Origin of the sequence: Franconibacter sp. IITDAS19 (assembly GCF_023079515.1) — a bacterium.
GTDB lineage: Bacteria > Pseudomonadota > Gammaproteobacteria > Enterobacterales > Enterobacteriaceae > Franconibacter > Franconibacter pulveris.
In genome coordinates, this window is sequence record NZ_JALJCP010000001.1 from 236,015 (window position 1) to 254,654 (window position 18,640).

General features: G+C 57.2%; 20 protein-coding genes. 14 read left to right on the forward strand and 6 right to left on the reverse strand.

The window, feature by feature from the left end; translation table 11 throughout:
- Positions 1-9 precede the first annotated feature (9 nt).
- The 7 genes from queA to MT962_RS01280 all read left to right on the forward strand — a co-directional run bounded on the left by queA (position 10) and on the right by MT962_RS01280 (position 6,814).
- Entirely contained in the window at positions 10-1,080 is a 1,071-nt protein-coding gene (gene queA, locus MT962_RS01250) for a tRNA preQ1(34) S-adenosylmethionine ribosyltransferase-isomerase QueA (protein WP_024557467.1), read from the forward strand.
- 132 nt (positions 1,081-1,212) lie between these two features.
- Entirely contained in the window at positions 1,213-2,340 is a 1,128-nt protein-coding gene (gene tgt / locus MT962_RS01255; protein WP_024553001.1) for a tRNA guanosine(34) transglycosylase Tgt, read from the forward strand.
- 21 nt (positions 2,341-2,361) lie between these two features.
- A complete protein-coding gene (gene yajC / locus MT962_RS01260; RefSeq protein ID WP_247364227.1) occupies positions 2,362-2,694 on the forward strand; it encodes a preprotein translocase subunit YajC in 333 nt (110 codons plus the stop codon).
- Between the two features lie 27 nt (positions 2,695-2,721).
- Complete coding sequence (gene secD, locus MT962_RS01265) at positions 2,722-4,569, forward strand: protein translocase subunit SecD (protein ID WP_071788474.1); 1,848 nt, start codon at positions 2,722-2,724, stop codon at positions 4,567-4,569.
- A gap of 10 nt (positions 4,570-4,579) precedes the next feature.
- Positions 4,580-5,551, forward strand: a complete 972-nt coding sequence (secF, locus tag MT962_RS01270) for a protein translocase subunit SecF (protein ID WP_024557464.1) — start codon at positions 4,580-4,582, stop codon at positions 5,549-5,551.
- Positions 5,552-5,682: 131 nt separating this feature from the next.
- Complete coding sequence (locus tag MT962_RS01275) at positions 5,683-6,048, forward strand: VOC family protein (RefSeq protein ID WP_247364229.1); 366 nt, start codon at positions 5,683-5,685, stop codon at positions 6,046-6,048.
- Positions 6,049-6,109: 61 nt separating this feature from the next.
- Positions 6,110-6,814: a YafY family protein gene (locus MT962_RS01280; protein WP_247364231.1), complete on the forward strand. Its 705-nt coding sequence runs from the start codon at positions 6,110-6,112 to the stop codon at positions 6,812-6,814.
- Between the two features lie 36 nt (positions 6,815-6,850).
- Here the strand turns inward: MT962_RS01280 and MT962_RS01285 are convergent, their stop codons facing one another.
- Together MT962_RS01285 and MT962_RS01290 are read right to left on the reverse strand one after the other, a co-directional pair.
- Positions 6,851-7,729, reverse strand: a complete 879-nt coding sequence (locus tag MT962_RS01285) for a nucleoside-specific channel-forming protein Tsx (RefSeq protein ID WP_247364233.1) — start codon at positions 7,727-7,729, stop codon at positions 6,851-6,853.
- Between the two features lie 349 nt (positions 7,730-8,078).
- On the reverse strand, positions 8,079-8,621 hold the full coding sequence (locus MT962_RS01290; protein ID WP_024557460.1) for a DUF3251 domain-containing protein: 543 nt from the start codon (positions 8,619-8,621) through the stop codon (positions 8,079-8,081).
- Between the two features lie 149 nt (positions 8,622-8,770).
- On the opposite strand from MT962_RS01290, the gene nrdR reads away from it, so the two are divergent.
- The 6 genes from nrdR (at position 8,771) to pgpA (ending at position 12,848) form a co-directional block, all read left to right on the forward strand.
- Entirely contained in the window at positions 8,771-9,220 is a 450-nt protein-coding gene (nrdR, locus tag MT962_RS01295; protein ID WP_024552995.1) for a transcriptional regulator NrdR, read from the forward strand.
- Positions 9,221-9,223: 3 nt separating this feature from the next.
- A complete protein-coding gene (gene ribD / locus MT962_RS01300) occupies positions 9,224-10,327 on the forward strand; it encodes a bifunctional diaminohydroxyphosphoribosylaminopyrimidine deaminase/5-amino-6-(5-phosphoribosylamino)uracil reductase RibD (RefSeq protein WP_247364236.1) in 1,104 nt (367 codons plus the stop codon).
- Positions 10,328-10,415: 88 nt separating this feature from the next.
- The gene (gene ribE / locus MT962_RS01305) at positions 10,416-10,886 is read left to right on the forward strand and encodes a 6,7-dimethyl-8-ribityllumazine synthase (RefSeq protein WP_024557458.1); all 471 of its coding nucleotides are present in this window, start codon (positions 10,416-10,418) and stop codon (positions 10,884-10,886) included.
- Positions 10,887-10,905: 19 nt separating this feature from the next.
- Positions 10,906-11,325 (forward strand): transcription antitermination factor NusB, encoded by a 420-nt coding sequence (gene nusB, locus MT962_RS01310; RefSeq protein WP_024552992.1) that lies wholly within the window; start codon positions 10,906-10,908, stop codon positions 11,323-11,325.
- Between the two features lie 52 nt (positions 11,326-11,377).
- Positions 11,378-12,355: a thiamine-phosphate kinase gene (gene thiL, locus MT962_RS01315; protein WP_024557457.1), complete on the forward strand. Its 978-nt coding sequence runs from the start codon at positions 11,378-11,380 to the stop codon at positions 12,353-12,355.
- The gene (gene pgpA, locus MT962_RS01320) at positions 12,333-12,848 is read left to right on the forward strand and encodes a phosphatidylglycerophosphatase A (RefSeq protein WP_024557456.1); all 516 of its coding nucleotides are present in this window, start codon (positions 12,333-12,335) and stop codon (positions 12,846-12,848) included. Before thiL ends, pgpA begins: the two co-directional genes overlap by 23 nt.
- 39 nt (positions 12,849-12,887) lie before the next feature.
- Here pgpA and MT962_RS01325 read toward each other — a convergent pair whose 3' ends face one another.
- From MT962_RS01325 to xseB, 4 genes are all read right to left on the reverse strand, one after another.
- Complete coding sequence (locus tag MT962_RS01325; protein ID WP_024559801.1) at positions 12,888-13,862, reverse strand: aldo/keto reductase; 975 nt, start codon at positions 13,860-13,862, stop codon at positions 12,888-12,890.
- A gap of 75 nt (positions 13,863-13,937) precedes the next feature.
- Positions 13,938-15,800, reverse strand: coding sequence for a 1-deoxy-D-xylulose-5-phosphate synthase (dxs, locus tag MT962_RS01330; RefSeq protein ID WP_024559802.1), 1,863 nt, complete (start codon positions 15,798-15,800; stop codon positions 13,938-13,940).
- A gap of 26 nt (positions 15,801-15,826) precedes the next feature.
- Positions 15,827-16,726, reverse strand: coding sequence for a (2E,6E)-farnesyl diphosphate synthase (gene ispA, locus MT962_RS01335; protein WP_024557453.1), 900 nt, complete (start codon positions 16,724-16,726; stop codon positions 15,827-15,829).
- 4 nt (positions 16,727-16,730) lie between these two features.
- Positions 16,731-16,973 carry an exodeoxyribonuclease VII small subunit gene (gene xseB / locus MT962_RS01340; RefSeq protein ID WP_024552987.1) on the reverse strand — a complete coding sequence of 81 codons (243 nt, stop codon included), beginning with the start codon at positions 16,971-16,973 and terminating at the stop codon, positions 16,731-16,733.
- Positions 16,974-17,185: 212 nt separating this feature from the next.
- Between xseB and thiI the strand changes: the two genes are divergently transcribed.
- Entirely contained in the window at positions 17,186-18,634 is a 1,449-nt protein-coding gene (gene thiI / locus MT962_RS01345) for a tRNA uracil 4-sulfurtransferase ThiI (protein ID WP_024557452.1), read from the forward strand.
- The last annotated feature ends 6 nt before the right edge of the window (positions 18,635-18,640 follow it).

The following is an 18,640-nucleotide window of genomic DNA, read 5'->3' on the forward strand; positions in this document are numbered from 1 at the left end:
TTTCTTGCCATGCGCGTAGCTGATTTCTCCTTTGAACTGCCTGAATCCCTGATTGCTCATTATCCTCAACCGCAACGCAGCGCCTGCCGTCTGCTCTCGCTGGACGGACCAACGGGGCAGCTCACGCATGGCACTTTCACCGATCTGCTCGATAAGCTCAAGCCTGGCGACCTGCTGGTGTTCAACAACACCCGCGTTATCCCGGCGCGCCTGTATGGCCGTAAAGCCAGCGGCGGCAAAATCGAACTGCTGGTAGAGCGCATGCTGGATGAAACCCGCGTGCTGGCGCACATTCGCGCGTCGAAAGCGCCGAAGCCGGGCGCTGAGCTGCTGCTGGGCGATGATGAAAGCGTACAGGCTACCATGGTGGCGCGCCACGACGCGCTGTTCGAAGTGAAGTTTAACGACGAACGCCCGGTGCTGGATATTCTTAACGCCATCGGCCATATGCCGCTGCCGCCTTACATCGAGCGCCCGGACGAAGAGGCGGACCGCGAGCTTTATCAGACCGTCTACAGCCAGAAGCCTGGCGCGGTCGCGGCGCCGACGGCGGGCCTGCATTTTGATGAGCCTCTGCTTGCCGCGCTGCGTGAAAAAGGCATCGAAATGGCGTTTGTGACGCTGCACGTAGGCGCAGGCACCTTCCAGCCGGTGCGCGTGGACAGCATTGAAGATCACATCATGCACTCTGAATATGCCGAAGTGCCGCAGGATGTGGTGGATGCGGTGCTGGCCGCGAAAGCGCGCGGCAACAACGTGGTGGCCGTGGGCACGACCTCTGTGCGCTCGCTGGAAAGCGCGGCGCAGGCGGCGAAAAACAGCCTTATCGAACCCTTCTTCGGCGACACGCAGATCTTTATTTATCCGGGCTACCAGTGGAAAGTCGTTGATGCGCTGGTCACCAACTTCCACCTGCCGGAATCGACGCTTATCATGCTCGTTTCCGCTTTTGCCGGTTATCAGCACACCATGCGCGCCTATAAAGAGGCGGTAAAAGCGGAATATCGCTTTTTCAGCTACGGCGACGCGATGTTTATCACGCATAATCCGCAGGCCGTAAACGAACGCCCCGGCGAATAACCTTGCGGGAAAGGCCGATGCGCAGCCGTTTGTCGGGCTGGCGGCGATAAATTTATACAGCATACCGCGCCGCAGAATCTCTCTGCGGCGCTTGTTTACTCATCAGACTGTTTCTCTGATGCTGGAGGAAATGTGAAGTACGAACTGCAAACCACTGACGGGCGCGCGCGCCGCGGCCGTCTGATTTTCGATCGCGGCGTGGTGGAAACGCCGGCCTTTATGCCCGTTGGTACCTACGGCACCGTAAAAGGGATGACGCCGGAAGAGGTGGAAGCCACCGGCGCGCAGATTATCCTTGGCAACACTTTCCACCTGTGGCTGCGCCCGGGTCAGGAAATTATGAAGCTGCACGGCGACCTGCACGATTTTATGCAGTGGAAAGGCCCGATCCTGACCGACTCCGGCGGCTTCCAGGTTTTCAGCCTGGGCGATATTCGTAAAATCACCGAAGCGGGCGTTCACTTTCGCAACCCGATCAACGGCGACGCTATCTTCCTTGACCCGGAAAAGTCGATGGAGATCCAGTACGATCTCGGCTCCGACATCGTCATGATCTTCGACGAGTGCACGCCTTACCCGGCGGACTGGGATTACGCTAAACGCTCAATGGAGATGTCGCTGCGCTGGGCAAAACGCAGCCGCGACCGTTTTGACTCGCTCGGCAACAAAAACGCGCTGTTCGGCATTATTCAGGGCAGCGTTTACGAAGATTTACGCGATATCTCCGTTAAGGGTCTGGTGGAAATAGGCTTTGATGGCTACGCTGTCGGCGGCCTGGCGGTCGGCGAACCGAAGGAAGATATGCACCGCATTCTGGAGCATGTCTGCCCGCAGATCCCGGCGGACAAGCCACGATACCTGATGGGCGTGGGCAAACCGGAAGATCTGGTCGAAGGGGTGCGTCGCGGCATCGATATGTTCGACTGCGTTATGCCGACGCGCAACGCCCGCAACGGCCATCTTTTCGTCACCACCGGCGTGGTAAAAATCCGTAACGCGAAGTACAAAAGCGACACGGCGCCGCTTGATGAAGAGTGTGATTGCTATACCTGTCGCAATTATTCACGCGCCTACTTGCATCATCTCGATCGTTGCAACGAAATATTGGGCGCGCGCCTGAATACCATTCATAACCTGCGCTATTACCAGCGCGTAATGGCTGGTTTACGCAAGGCTATTGAAGAGGGTAAATTAGAGCACTTCGTAGCGGACTTCTACCAACGTCAGGGGCGGCCGGTGCCTCCGTTGAACGTTGATTAATTTAATAATGAGGGAATTTTAATGAGCTTTTTTATTTCTGATGCGGTAGCGGCGACTGATGCTCCGTCGCAGGGCAGCCCGATGTCACTGATCCTGATGCTGGTGGTTTTTGGTCTGATCTTCTATTTCATGATCCTGCGCCCGCAGCAGAAGCGCACCAAAGAGCATAAAAAGCTGATGGACTCCATCGCGAAAGGCGATGAAGTGCTGACCAACGGTGGCCTGGTGGGCCGCGTGACCAAAGTGGCTGAAAACGGCTACATTGCTATCGCGCTGAACGACACCACCGAAGTGGTTATCAAACGTGACTTCGTCGCAGCCGTCCTGCCGAAAGGCACCATGAAGGCGCTGTAATCTTTCGTTTTCCCAAAGGGAACTGCCGTGTTAAACCGTTATCCTTTGTGGAAGTACATCATGCTGGTCGTCGTGATTCTCGTCGGCCTGCTTTACGCACTTCCCAACCTGTATGGTGAGGATCCGGCTGTTCAGATCACTGGCGCGCGCGGCGTCGCCGCCAGTGAGCAAACGCTGATCCAGGTCCAGAACACCTTAAAAGAAGAAAAAATTACCGCCAGGTCTGTGGCACTGGAAGAGGGCGCTATTCTCGCCCGTTTTGACTCCACCGACACGCAGCTGCGCGCCCGCGAAGCGCTGATGGGCGTGCTGGGCGACAACTATGTCGTCGCGCTGAACCTCGCCCCTGCAACCCCTCGCTGGCTGACGGCGCTCAACGCTGAACCGATGAAGCTGGGTCTTGACCTGCGCGGCGGCGTTCACTTCCTGATGGAAGTGGATATGGACACCGCTCTCGGCAAGCTTCAGGAGCAGAATATCGATGGCCTGCGCAGTGACCTGCGCGAAAAAGGCATTGCGTATACCAACGTTCGCAAAGCGGATAACTATGGCGTGACCATCGCCTTTCGCGACGCGTCGGCGCGTGATAACGCGGTCACTTACCTGACAGGCCGCCACCGCGATCTGGTTATCTCCAACCAGGGCGACAACAGCCTGCGCGCGGTGATGACCGACGCTCGCCTGAAAGAAGCCCGTGAATATGCGGTGCAGCAGAATATCAACATCCTGCGTAACCGCGTAAACCAGCTCGGCGTTGCTGAACCGCTGGTGCAGCGCCAGGGCGCAGACCGCATCGTGGTTGAGCTGCCAGGTATTCAGGACACCGCGCGCGCTAAAGAGATTCTGGGCGCGACCGCCACGCTTGAGTTCCGTCTGGTAAACACTAACGTTGATCAGGCCGCCGCCGCGTCCGGCCGCGTGCCGGGTGATTCGGAAGTGAAACAGACGCGTGAAGGCCAGCCGGTTGTACTTTATAAGCGCGTTATCCTGACCGGCGACCATATTACCGACTCCACTTCCAGCACTGATGAATATAACCAGCCGCAGGTTAACATTTCGCTGGACAGTGCGGGCGGCAACATCATGTCTAACTTCACCAAGGACAACATCGGCAAGCCGATGGCGACCCTGTTTGTGGAGTACAAGGACAGCGGTAAGAAAGACGCTAATGGCCGCGCGGTGCTGGTGAAGCAGGAAGAGGTTATCAACGTCGCGAATATTCAGTCGCGTCTTGGCAACAGCTTCCGCATCACAGGCATCAATAACCCGAACGAAGCGCGTCAGCTTTCGCTGCTGCTGCGTGCGGGCGCGCTGATTGCGCCGATTCAGATTGTTGAAGAGCGCACCATCGGCCCAACCCTTGGTATGGAAAACATCAAGCAGGGTCTGGAAGCATGCCTCGCCGGTCTTGCTGTCTCCATTATCTTCATGGTCTTCTTCTATAAGAAGTTTGGTCTTATCGCGACTACCGCGCTGATTGCCAACCTGGTGCTGATTGTCGGCATTATGTCGCTGCTGCCGGGGGCGACGCTGACCATGCCGGGTATTGCGGGCATTGTGTTAACCCTTGCGGTGGCGGTGGACGCCAACGTGCTTATCAACGAGCGTATCAAAGAAGAGCTCAAGAACGGGCGTACGGTGCAGCAGGCGATCGATGAAGGTTACCGCGGCGCGTTCAGCTCGATTTTTGATGCGAACGTGACGACGCTCATCAAGGTTATCATCCTGTATGCGGTGGGTACCGGCGCGATTAAAGGCTTCGCCATTACTACCGGCATCGGCGTGGCGACCTCTATGTTTACTGCCATCGTCGGCACCCGTGCCATCGTAAACCTGTTGTACGGCGGCAAACGCATCAACAAGCTGTCTATCTGAGGAGTGCGTTGTGGCACAGGAATATACCGTTGAACAATTGAACCACGGCCGTAAAGTCTATGACTTTATGCGCTGGGACTACTGGGCCTTCGCCATCTCTGGTCTGCTGCTCGTCGCTTCCATCATCATCATGGGCGTGCGCGGCTTTAACTGGGGGCTGGATTTCACCGGCGGTACAGTCATTGAAATTTCGCTGGAAAAACCGGCGGATATGGATTTGATGCGTGAAGCGCTGGAGAAAGCGGGCTTTGAAGAGCCGCTGCTGCAGAACTTCGGCAGCAGCCGCGACATTATGGTGCGCATGCCGCCTGCCCAGGGCGAAACCGGGGGCCAGGAGCTCGGCAGCAAAGTGGTGAGCGTCATTAATGACGCCACCAGCCAGAACGCCGCGGTGAAACGTATCGAGTTTGTCGGCCCGAGCGTCGGTGCCGACCTCGCCCAGGCGGGGGCGATGGCCCTGCTGGTGGCGCTGATCTCCATCCTCGTTTACGTCGGCTTTCGCTTCGAATGGCGTCTGGCGGCGGGCGTGGTTATCGCGCTGGCGCACGACGTGGTGATCACCATGGGCGTGCTGTCGCTCTTCCATATTGAGATTGACCTGACCATCATCGCATCGCTGATGTCGGTCATCGGTTACTCGCTGAACGACAGCATCGTGGTTTCAGACCGTATTCGTGAGAACTTCCGCAAGATCCGCCGCGGAACGCCTTATGAAATCTTTAACGTGTCGTTGACCCAGACGCTGCACAGGACCTTAATCACCTCCGGCACGACGCTTGTGGTGATCCTGATGCTCTACCTCTTCGGCGGCGCGATGCTGCAGGGCTTCTCGCTGACAATGCTTATCGGTGTTTCCATCGGTACCGCGTCGTCTATCTACGTGGCTTCTGCGCTGGCGCTGAAGCTGGGTATGAAACGTGAACACCTGCTGCAGCAGAAGGTCGAGAAAGAGGGGGCGGACCAGCCCTCAATCCTGCCGTAAGGTCAGGAAACTGAAAAAACCGCGAACCTGTTTCGCGGTTTTTTTTCGTCTGCAAAAAGGCTCCTGACAGGATGCTGTCAGGAGCAGGGGGTTACGCTTGCCTTGTCGCTAATCAACAGAGGAACAACGCAATGAATAACCCAATCAACTGGTTTGAAATTCCTGTAGAGGATTTAAACCGCGCTATCGCCTTTTACGAAAAGCTGTTCGATGCTGCTTTCAGATGCGAAACGATAGCCGGTATCGACATGGCTGTTTTTCCGCACGTTAAGCCTGCAACCGGGGGCGCGCTGGTAAAAATGGCGGGGCTTACGCCCGGCGACCAGGGCACGGTGGTTTATCTGCACACGCCTGACCTTCAGGCGGCGCTTGAGAAAGCGCAGGAGGCGGGCGGTCGTTGCTGTATGCCCCCACAGGCGCTGCCGCATAATATCGGCACGATAGCGATGATTATCGACAGCGAAGGCAACCGCGTTGGGTTGCATCAGCCTGCCTGACGGCTGATATACTCGCCAGCCCTGTCTGCATACCGGGCAGGGCTTCAACAAAAGGCGTTCCATGAGCAGACGAGCTGACCGGCTTTTTCAGATAGTGCAGATTTTACGTGGAAAACGACACGTCACCGCGCGGCTGCTGGCCGAGCGGTTAGCGGTTTCAGAGCGCACTATTTATCGCGATATCCAGGACCTTTCGCTTTCCGGCGTGCCGGTACGGGGCGAGGCGGGGAGCGGTTACAGCCTGCTTGCCGGTTTCGACCTGCCGCCGTTAATGCTGACGCCCGGGGAGGTGGAAGCGACGATCGCCGCGCTGAGAATGGTGCAAACCTGGAGCGGAAATGCGATGGCCCAGGCGGCGGAGTCGGCTCATGAAAAGCTGCTTGCCGTGCTCTCACCCGAGCGGCGCCTCATCGCCGAACGAAGCCGCATTCTGGCCCCGGATTTTGACCGTTATCCCCAGGTCCGCCGCTGGTTTGACGTCTGCCATGAAGCTATCAATAGCCTTCAGGTTTTACATATCCGCTATCAGGACGAGCAGGGGAGAGCGACGCAGCGAAATATATATCCGCTCGGTTTGTCTTTCTGGGGCGAGCATTGGGTCATGGTGAGCTGGTGCGAAACCCGTGAGGGTTACCGCTGCTTTCGGCTTGATCGCTGCAGTGACATAAGCCTTGCGGGCAGGACGTTTTCGCCGCGCGCGGATTTATCGCTACAGGACTTTTTACGACGGCAGAAGCGGGAAAAGCGGGAAAAGGAGAGGGAATAGAAAGCCAGCCGCTGGATAACGGCTGGCGTTGGCAAATCAGAAGTTGTAACCGACCACCAGGTAACCACCCCAGCCGGTAGTGCGGGTGTTGTAGCGGGTAAAGGCCAGTTCAGCGTCGTCATTCCACTGACCGCCGTTGTGCCAGTAACGCGCCACTACCGAGTAGTGCCAGTGGTCATAGTTCAGCGCCAGAATATGGCTGGAGGCGATGGAGTCGTTAGTGCGCGACTTCACGCCGTTCAGGGCATAGCCGGATTCATCGCCGAGGTCTGAACCCCAGTCAAAGTTGGTGAAGCCGATATAGCTCAGGTTGCCGCCCCACAGCTGGGTGATCGGCACAAAGTATTTCACTTTGAAACGGTAACCGTCCCACTCGTTCTGGTTTGCCGCCCCGTAGTTCTGCCACTGGTATTTAGCGTAGACGTTCAGAGAGAGGCTCATCGGCAGGCCCGTGTCGATATCGGTACCCAGACCCATATACCAGGTGCTCTGGCGGCCCGACTCGTTGCGACCCATGTCATAGATATAGTTGTTCGCGAAATACCACTCTTTAAACGGACCGAACGCCAGGCTGGTGCCGGTCAGCTTGTCGATAGAAAAACGCGGTTCGATTTCCATAAACAGCGGGGAGCCATGGTTCCAGATACCTTTAGCGTCGGTGTTGCCGCCGAAGAACACCGGAGCGTCCAGGTAACCATAGAAATCAAACCAGTCTTTCTTAGCGAAGGCTTCGTATTCCAGATAGGTATCGTTGCGGATAGTCGGTCCGAAGCGGGTGTGATAGCTCCCTACAACGTTAACGCTCTGGTGCCACCAGTCAGAAACGAACTCGCTGTTGCTGGTATCATCAGCGTTTGCAGCGAAAGAAGCGGAAAGCGCCAGCGCAGCACCGGCAGCCAGAATAATTTTTTTCATAATTATGCCACTGTTTTAAGGAAATCCCGTAAGCGGGAAGAGTAAAACGCACCCGGTAATTCGCGAACAACCGTTACCGTCTGGATGAGGCCCCTATTATAGAAATCCTCGCTCACAAAAATATGTGTTGTTTCACATTCTTCTCATGTGCGTAATCGATTGCGTTCACGTTTGCGTACATTGAACGTCGCGATTCTAGTGGCTTTGGTTTTCCAAGCCAAACAAAACGGCATCAAAGGATGACGGTTGAATGAAATTTGTGCGAAAAAGGCAAGGCGGGGGATAAGCTTTCTGTGCTGTGCTTTGTAACAAAACGCAAGGCCGGTTTCTCTGCCGGCCTGTGAGTGCGTTAATCCTGCAAAAGCGGCTGAATATCGTGGATACGCAAGAAACCCAGCTGTTCCGGCGTAATACCATGGAGCGTCAGCGGAATGGCGATATCGCTCGGCGCAAGCTGGCTCGCCGGGGCGCTGAACTGCTGGTTCTGCACGTTCACTTCCTGGTAATTTTCGGTCGTGCCCTGCAGTTGTCCCCATTCAACGGTGCCGGTAAAAGAGGGCAGCGCCGTGTTTGATTCGCCATGAATATTCAGCGTGGCCTGCGTGCCATTCGCGGTGGCGCTAATGTTGCTTACTGACATGCGCAGCATGCCAAGCTGGCTGTTGAGCCGCGCCGGGGTATTGGCGCCCGGCAGCAAATAAACGCCGCTGGCGGATTTCGCATTAAGTGCGTTTTGCTGGGTGATTTTCACAGTCTCTTTTTTCAGCTGCGTCATTTCGCTGTTTAGCGTGCTCACGCTCTGGTGCATCTGGCGCACCTCGCTTTGCGGGGCGCAGGCGCTTAACACCAGCACGCTGGCGGCGGTTAACAGCTTCAGGTAACGTCTTGTCATAGTAGAAATTCCTTAAAAATAGCCTCTGCTAAGCGTAGAACGGGCTACCCTTGTTGCCATAGCGATTTATTCTCAAAACGTTGCGCCTTTGTAGTCCCGGCAGTTCAGGGTAAACTACGGGAAGTTAACTTTGTCTTTCAGGAAGCGCTATGCATTGCCCATTTTGTCTCGCTGTGGACACCAAAGTCATTGATTCCCGCCTGGTAGGCGAAGGTTCCTCGGTTCGCCGCCGCCGCCAGTGCCTGGTCTGCCACGAGCGCTTCACCACCTTTGAAGTGGCGGAGCTGGTTATGCCGCGCGTGGTAAAAAGCAATGACGTGCGCGAGCCTTTCAATGAAGACAAGCTGCGCAGCGGCATGCAGAAGGCGCTGGAGAAGCGTCCGGTCAGCTCTGATGACGTGGAAATGGCTATCAACCATATCAAATCGCACCTGCGCGCCACCGGCGAGCGCGAAGTGCCCAGCAAAATGATCGGCAACCTGGTGATGGACCAGCTGAAAAAGCTCGATAAGGTGGCTTATATCCGCTTCGCCTCGGTCTACCGCAGCTTCGAAGATATCCGCGAATTTGGCGAAGAGATCGCCCGCTTACAGGATTAACGCATGTCCGATGAAATTTACATGGCGCGCGCGCTTAAGCTTGCGAGCCGCGGACGCTTTACCACGCATCCTAACCCTAACGTCGGTTGTGTCATTGTTAAGGATGGCGACATCGTCGGCGAGGGGTTTCACCTGCGGGCGGGCGAGCCGCATGCGGAAGTGCATGCATTACGGATGGCTGGGGAGAAAGCGCTAGGCGCGACGGCGTACGTCACGCTTGAGCCCTGCAGTCATCATGGGCGCACGCCGCCCTGCTGCGAAGCGCTGATTGCGGCGGGAGTAACCCGTGTCGTCGCGGCGATGCAGGACCCGAATCCGCAGGTCGCGGGGCGCGGCCTTTATCGCTTGCAACAGGCGGGCGTCGAAGTCAGCCACGGGCTGATGATGAGTGAAGCCGAGCGGCTTAATAAAGGTTTTCTTAAACGCATGCGCACCGGCTTTCCTTATATTCAGTTGAAGCTTGGCGCGTCGCTCGACGGCCGCACGGCGATGGCGAACGGCGAAAGCCAGTGGATAACCTCACCGCAAGCGCGCCGCGACGTACAGCGTCTGCGCGCGCAGAGCCACGCCATTCTCTCCACCAGCGCAACGGTGCTGGCGGACGACCCGGCGCTGACGGTGCGCCGGGAAGAGCTCGGCGCGGATACGCAGGCGCTTTATCCTCAGGAGAATCTTCGCCAGCCGCTGCGCGTGATTATCGACAGCCATAACCGCGTTACGCCGCAGCATCGCGTTGTGCAGCAGCCGGGAGAAACCTGGCTTGCGCGCACCCGGGCGGATGACGCGCTATGGCCGCAGAGCGTCGAACAGCTGATTGTGCCGGAGCATAACGGCCGCCTCGACCTGGTGTTGCTGATGATGCAGCTTGGCAAGCGGCAGATTAACAGCGTCTGGGTGGAAGCTGGCGCGCAGCTTGCGGGCGCGCTGCTGCAGGCGGGGCTGGTGGATGAGCTTATCGTCTACCTCGCGCCGACGCTGCTGGGCGATAATGCGCGCGGTCTTTTTCAACTGCCGGGCCTTGAGCGGCTTGCCGATGCGCCGCAGTTTGCATTCAACGAGATACGTCCCGTTGGCCCTGATATCTGTCTGCATTTAACGCCTGCGTGAAACCGGTGCGGTAAAACGTAAGCAGTGCTGCAAAGATTATGATAGAATCCGCCCCCCTGCGGGGGCTACATAACCCTAAGGTAAGAGTATGAACATTATTGAAGCTACCGTTGCTGCCCCGGACGCTCGCGTCGCCATCACCATCGCGCGTTTTAACAACTTCATCAACGACAGCCTGCTTGAAGGCGCTGTCGATGCGCTCAAGCGCATCGGCCAGGTAAAAGATGAAAATATCACCGTGGTTTGGGTGCCAGGCGCATATGAACTGCCGCTCGCGGCGCAGGCGCTGGCAAAAACCGGTAAATACGACGCGGTTATCGCGCTCGGTACGGTGATTCGCGGCGGCACCGCCCACTTTGAATATGTGGCAGGCGGCGCCAGCAATGGCCTGGCTCACGTAGCCCAGGAGAGCGAAATCCCGGTAGCCTTTGGCGTACTCACCACTGAAAGTATTGAACAAGCCATCGAACGCGCTGGCACCAAAGCCGGCAACAAAGGCGCCGAAGCGGCGCTGACCGCGCTTGAAATGATTAATGTCCTGAAAGCTATCCAAGCCTGAATTTTGTAAGGGGAATTCCGTGAAACCTGCTGCTCGTCGCCGCGCCCGTGAGTGTGCCGTCCAGGCGCTCTACTCCTGGCAGTTGTCCCAGAACGACATCGCTGATGTTGAATACCAGTTCCTGGCGGAACAGGACGTAAAAGATGTGGACGTCATGTATTTCCGCGAACTGCTCTCCGGGGTGGCGACCAACAGCGCATATCTCGATGGGCTGATGAAGCCTTACCTGTCCCGTCAGCTCGAAGAGCTGGGCCAGGTCGAGAAAGCGGTGCTGCGTATCGCCCTGTTCGAACTCTCTAAACGTGATGATGTGCCCTACAAAGTCGCCATCAACGAAGCGATCGAACTGGCGAAAACCTTCGGCGCTGAAGACAGCCACAAGTTCGTCAACGGCGTTCTCGATAAAGCCGCCCCGCAGATCCGCCCCCACAAAAAGTAATCTCAGGGCCGGTTTTCCGGCCCTTTCTTCTTTTCCTGCTGAGGCATAACGTATGGCTTGCGGCGAATTTTCATTGATTGCTCGCTACTTTGATCGCGTCAGAACGGCCCGCCTGGATGTGGAAACCGGTATTGGCGACGATTGCGCGCTGCTGAACGTGCCGGAAAAACAGACGCTGGCGATAAGCACCGATACGCTGGTTTCGGGCATCCATTTTTTGCCGGATATCGATCCGCGCGATCTGGGCTATAAAGCGCTGGCGGTGAACTTAAGCGATCTGGCCGCCATGGGCGCGACGCCCGCGTGGCTGACGCTCGCGTTGACCTTGCCGGAAGTGGACGAGGCCTGGCTTGCGGCATTCAGCGATAGCCTGTTTGAGCAATTGAGCTATTACGAAATGCAGCTGATTGGCGGCGACACGACCCGCGGCCCGCTCTCCATGACGCTTGGCATTCACGGCCTGGTGCCGGTGGGTCGCGCGCTTAAGCGCGCCGGCGCGCGTCCGGGCGACTGGATTTATGTGACCGGCACGCCGGGCGACAGCGCCGCCGGGCTGGCGATTTTACAAAAGCAGCTTCAGGTTTCCGATGCGCAATGCGCTGATTACCTGGTGCAGCGTCACCTGCGGCCGACGCCGCGCGTGCTGCAGGGCCAGGCGCTACGCGATCGCGCCAGCGCCGCTATCGATCTCTCTGACGGGCTTATCTCTGATCTCGGTCATATCCTTAAGGCGAGCGATTGCGGCGCCCGCGTAGAACTCAACGATCTGCCGTTATCGGAACAGCTGCGCAGCGTGACGACGCTCGAACAGGCGCAGCGCTGGGCGCTTTCCGGCGGCGAAGATTATGAACTCTGTTTCACCGTACCGGAGCTTAACCGCGGCGCGCTGGATGTGGCGCTCGGTCATCTGGGCGTGCCGTTTACCTGTATCGGCCAGGTCATGCCGCCTTCGGAAGGCATGCAGTTTGTGCGCGACGGCGAGCCGGTAACACTAAACTGGAAAGGCTATGACCACTTCAAAACCGCTTAAGGATGTGGCGAAAAGCCGCCTGAAACTCAGTAATCCCTGGCATCTGCTGGCGACGGGATTCGGCAGTGGGCTAAGTCCCTGGGTGCCCGGCACCATGGGGTCGCTTGCCGCTATCCCGTTCTGGTATCTGATGACCTTTTTACCCTGGCAGCTTTACTCGCTGGTAATAATGCTAGGCATTAGCCTTGGCGTTTATCTGTGTCATCAGACCGCCAGAGATATGGGCGTGCACGATCATGGCGCTATCGTCTGGGATGAATTTATCGGCATGTGGATAACGCTGATGGCGCTGCCCACTGGCGACTGGCAATGGGTCGCCGCGGGGTTTGTTATTTTCCGCATTCTGGATATGTGGAAGCCGTGGCCGATCCGCTGGTTCGATCGTAACGTGCACGGCGGCATGGGGATCATGGTGGATGATATTGTCGCCGGGGTTATCTCCGCCGGGATCCTCTACTACATTGGCCACCATTGGCCGATTGGCATCCTCTGAGTTATTCCCCCTCGCCGTCAGGGGAGGGGGAAGGCTTTTTTAGCGGAAACCCACCACGGCGTGGCGCTGGTAAGGCATTTCCAGCTCGGCGATTTCGCTATCGGTAAGCGTCACATCCACCGCCTGCGCTAATTCTTCAAGCTGTTCTTCACGCGACGCGCCAATAATCGGCGCGGCAATGCCAGGCTTGCTGAGCACCCAGGCAATCGCCACTTGCGCGCGGGTCAGCCCTTTATCTTCTGCGATGCGTCCCAGACGCTCGGCAATCTGCGCGTCGGTCTGGTCATTTTCGTTATAGAGCGTTTTGCCAAATTCGTCCGATACCGAGCGAGCCGTGGCTTCGCCCCAGGGGCGAGTCAGACGGCCGCGGGCCAGCGGGCTCCAGGGAATGACCGCCACATTTTCTCGCAGGCAGAGCGGCAGCATCTCCAGCTCTTCCTCACGGTAAATCAGGTTGTAATGGTTTTGCATAGTGACGAAGCGCGCCCAGCCGTTGCTTTGCTGAAGCTTCAGCGCCTGCTCAAACTGCTCAGGGTGCATGGAAGAGGCGCCGATATAGCGCGCTTTGCCCGCTTTTACCACATCGTTAAGTGCTTCCAGCGTCTCCTCAATCGGCGTGTTGTAGTCCCAGCGGTGAATCTGAAAGAGATCAACATAATCCATGCCGAGCCGCGTGAGGCTGTCATCAATGGAGCGCAGGATCTGCGCGCGGGAAAGCCCTTCCTGTAAGTCCCCCACCTGGTGGTAAACCTTGGTGGCGACGACCACGTCATCGCGGCGGGCGAAATCTTTTAGCGCACGACCGAGGATCTCTTCGCTACTGCCGTCGGAATAGCTGTTTGCGGTGTCGAAAAAGTTGATGCCGCTGTTAATGGCATGCTTGATGATAAGGCGGCTGCTCTCTTCGGGAAGCGTCCAGGCGTGCTTGCCGCGATCGGGTTCGCCAAAGGTCATACAGCCAAGGCACAGCCGGGAAACCCTGAGATCCGTTATTCCTAACATGTTGTATTGCATGGTTCCACTCCTGCCATAGGGTAACAAAGGTTACCTTTAAGCATAGCAGGAGCGGAAAGGGGAGGGCGGAAGGGCTCAGGCGAGCCAGGCGCGGATTTTCGCTTCCATACCGGCGGCATCAAGGCCTATCTCCTGACGAGCCTCATCCTGAGTGCCTTGCGGGATGAACCAGTCCGGCAGGCCGATATTGAGTACCGGCACCGGTTTGCGGTGGGCCATCAACACTTCGTTTACGCCGCTGCCCGCACCGCCCATGATGGCGTTTTCTTCCACGGTGACCAGCGACGCATGGCGAGAAGCCAGTTCCAGAATTAACGCTTCATCCAGTGGCTTCACAAAGCGCATATCCACAAGCGTAGCGTTGAGCGCCTCGGCCACTTTTGCCGCTTCCGGCAGCAGGGTGCCGAAGTTGAGGATGGCGACTTTCTCGCCCTGACGCTTGATAACCCCTTTGCCAATCGGCAGCTTTTGCAGCGGCTCAAGCGCTACGCCGAGGGCGTTGCCGCGTGGGTAACGCACCGCGCTGGGGCCGTCGTTATAGTGGTAGCCGGTGAAAAGCATCTGTCGGCATTCGTTTTCATCGCTCGGGGTCATGATGACCATATCCGGCACGCAGCGCAGGAACGAGAGATCGAACGCGCCCTGGTGAGTTTGTCCGTCGGCGCCGACAATACCGGCGCGATCGATAGCGAACAGCACCGGCAGCTTCTGGATAGCGACATCGTGGATAACCTGGTCATAGGCGCGCTGCAAAAAGGTCGAGTAGATGGCGACAACCGGCTTGTAACCGCCGATGGCGAAGCCCGCCGCCAGCGTTACCGCATGCTGTTCGGCAATCGCCACGTCGAAATACTGGCTCGGGTACTGACGGGAAAACTCCACCATGCCGGAGCCTTCGCGCATCGCAGGCGTAATGGCCAGCAGCTTGTCGTCTTTCGCCGCTGTTTCGCAAAGCCAGTCGCCAAAAATTTTCGAGTAGCTCGGCTGACCGCCGCTGCTTTTCGGCAGCGTGCCGCTTTTCGGGTCGAACTTCGGCACGGCGTGAAACGTGATGGGATCTTTCTCCGCAGGCTCATAGCCACGGCCCTTTTTAGTCATGATATGCAGGAACTGCGGGCCTTTCAGGTCGCGCATGTTCTTGAGGGTATGCACCAGCCCCAGCACGTCATGGCCATCCACCGGGCCGATATAGTTAAAGCCCAGCTCTTCAAACAGCGTGCCGGGAACCACCATGCCTTTAATATGCTCTTCGGTGCGCTTAAGCAGCTCTTTGATCGGCGGCACGCCGGAGAAGACCTTTTTTCCGCCTTCGCGCAGCGTGGAGTAGAGTTTGCCGGAAAGCAGCTGCGCCAGATGGTTATTCAGCGCGCCGACGTTTTCTGAAATCGACATTTCGTTATCGTTGAGGATAACCAGCATGTTAGGGCGAATATCGCCCGCGTGGTTCATCGCTTCAAACGCCATGCCCGCCGTAATGGCGCCATCGCCAATCACGCAGACGGTACGGCGATCTTTACCTTCTTTCTCCGCGGCGATTGCCACGCCAATGCCTGCGCTAATGGAGGTAGAAGAGTGGCCGACGCTTAATACGTCATACTCGCTCTCGCCGCGCCATGGGAAGGGGTGCAGGCCGCCTTTCTGACGGATGGTGCCGATGCGATCGCGACGCCCGGTGAGAATTTTGTGCGGGTAAGCCTGATGGCCGACATCCCAGATAAGCTGGTCGAATGGCGTGTTGTAAACATAATGCAGCGCCACGGTCAGTTCCACTGCGCCAAGCCCGGAGGCGAAATGGCCGCTGGAGCGGCTCACGCTGTCGAGCAAGTAGCGACGCAGCTCGTCGCACAGCTTCGGCAGGCTCTCTTTAGGCAACAGGCGCAACTCCTGCGTGGCGTTCACCAGTGCCAGGGTCGGGTATTTGGCTGTATCAAAACTCATCAGAGACTCGTTGTGGTGTTTATACGTTATTTATCACGTTGAATTATATAATTCGCTAACGCTTCCAGTGTCGCGGTATTCAGCGACTGTGCGGCCAGAGGTTGCAGGGCCGCGAGGGCTTCATTGCAGAGATCGCGCGCTTTGGCCTGGGCTTGCTCAAGACCCAGCAGGGCGGGGTAGGTGCTTTTGCCAAGTTGCTGATCGGCGCCCTGGCGTTTACCAAGGGTCGCAGTATCCCCCACCACATCCAGAATGTCATCCTGTACCTGGAACGCCAGACCGATGCTCTGCGCGTAGCGGTCAAGATAAGGCAGCGCTTCACGTCCGGCGTCGCCTGCACAAAGCGCGCCCATGCGCGCCGCCGCCAGGATCAGCGCCCCGGTTTTGTGGCGATGAATGCGCTCAAGCGCTTCCAGCGATACCTGCTTGCCTTCCGCATCCAGATCCAGCGCCTGGCCGCCGCACATGCCTGCGACGCCGCTTGCGCGGGCCAGTTCAGAGACCATCGCCAGTCGGTCGCGCAGCGCCACGTCGGGCATCGGCGCATCCGTAAGTATAGAGAAAGCGAGCGTTTGCAGCGCGTCACCGGCGAGAATTGCGTTTGCTTCGCCAAATTTAATATGGCAGGTCGGCTGACCGCGGCGCAGGTCGTCATCGTCCATTGCAGGAAGATCGTCGTGCATCAGCGAATAGGCGTGAATGCACTCAACGGCGGCGGCGGGCGCGTCCAGCGCCTGAGGCGATACGTTAAACATCTCGCCAGTGGCGTAAACCAGGAACGGGCGCAGGCGCTTACCGCCTAATAGTGCGCCGTAGTGCATCGCTTCAACCAGTGGACTGTTCTGAAACGGCAGGGGTTCAAGAAAGTGTTGTAGCGCGGCGTTGGCCCGTTCAGCCTGCCGCTTGAGCTGTTGATTAAAATCCATTGAATTACTCAGCGTCCGGAGTGAAAGGCGTCAGCGGCGCCTCTTCGCTGTCAGAGAGCAGGATCTGTACCCGCTGTTCGGCCTGTTGCAGCTTCACCTGCCCCTGGCGCGCCAGCTGCACGCCGCGTTCAAACTCGTTTAACGCCTCTTCCAGCGGCAGATCGCCACTTTCCAGACGGCTGACAATCTGCTCAAGCTCCGCCAGCGCCGTTTCAAAGCTGGCCGGGCGTTCGTTTTTCTTCGGCATAGTGAATGTCTGACTCTTGGGTTAATTATCATCTTCGCAACACTGCATGGTAGCGGAGACGAATTGATTAGCAAATAACGCCTTGTGGGTTGGTTATGTGCGCAGTCGCATCACGATGGTGATATACTTGCGCGCTCACGATGCAAGCGCGATGGTTGCCTTGCGGTACTACTTTCTAAGCCCAAAGGGCTTGCCAACGAATCATAGCCGCCATGAAGTTTATCATTAAATTGTTCCCGGAAATCACCATTAAAAGCCAATCTGTGCGTTTGCGCTTTATTAAAATCCTGACCGGGAACATTCGTAACGTTCTGAAGCCTTACAGCGAGGAGATCGCTGTCGTCCGTCACTGGGACCACATCGAAGTTCGCGCTAAAGATGAAAACCAGCGTCCCGCCGTGCGCGACGCCCTGACCCGTATTCCGGGCATTCACCATATTCTGGAGGTAGAGGATGTTCCCTTTACCGACCTGCACGATATTTTCGAAAAAACGCTCGCCGACTGGCGCGAAAAGCTCCAGAACAAAACCTTCTGCGTACGCGTAAAGCGTCGCGGCAAGCATGAGTTTAGCTCTATTGAAGTAGAACGCTACGTCGGCGGCGGTCTCAATCAGCATATTGAATCGGCGAAAGTGAAGCTGACGCACCCGGACGTCACCGTGCATCTTGAAATCGAAGACGATCGTCTGCTGCTGGTAAAAGGGCGTTACGAAGGGATTGGCGGTTTCCCGATCGGCACGCAGGAAGATGTGATGTCGCTTATCTCCGGCGGCTTCGACTCCAGCGTCTCCAGCTATATGCTGATGCGCCGCGGCTGCCGTGTGCATTATTGCTTCTTTAATCTGGGCGGCGCGGCGCACGAAATCGGCGTGCGTCAGGTCGCGCATTATCTGTGGAACCGCTTCGGCAGCTCGCATCGCGTTCGCTTTGTCGCCATTAACTTCGAGCCAGTGGTCGGCGAAATTCTCGAGAAAGTGGACGACGGCCAGATGGGCGTGGTGCTCAAGCGCATGATGGTCCGCGCCGCGTCGAAAGTCGCCGAACGCTACGGCGTGCAGGCGCTGGTGACCGGTGAAGCGCTGGGGCAGGTTTCCAGCCAGACGCTGACCAACCTGCGCCTTATCGATAATGTCTCCGATACGCTGATTTTGCGTCCGCTTATTTCGCACGACAAAGAGCATATTATTGATATTGCAAGAAAAATCGGCACCGAAGATTTTGCCCGCACCATGCCGGAATATTGCGGCGTGATTTCAAAAAGCCCGACCGTGAAAGCGGTAAAAGCGAAGATTGAAGCGGAAGAGGCAAACTTCGATTTCTCTATCCTCGATAGCGTTGTGGAAAACGCGACTAACGTCGATATTCGTGAAATCGCCGAGCAGACCGAACAGGACGTGGTAGAGGTGGAAACCGTAAACGGTTTTGGCCCTGACGACGCGATTCTGGATATCCGCTCTGTCGACGAACAGGACGACAAGCCGTTGCAAGTCGAAGGGGTAGAGGTCGTTTGCCTGCCGTTCTATAAGCTCAGCACTAAATTCGGCGACCTCGACCAGAGCAAAACGTACTTGCTGTGGTGCGAGCGTGGCGTGATGAGCCGCCTGCAGGCGCTCTATCTGCACGAACAGGGCTTTAAAAACGTGAAAGTGTATCGCCCTTAACGTGTT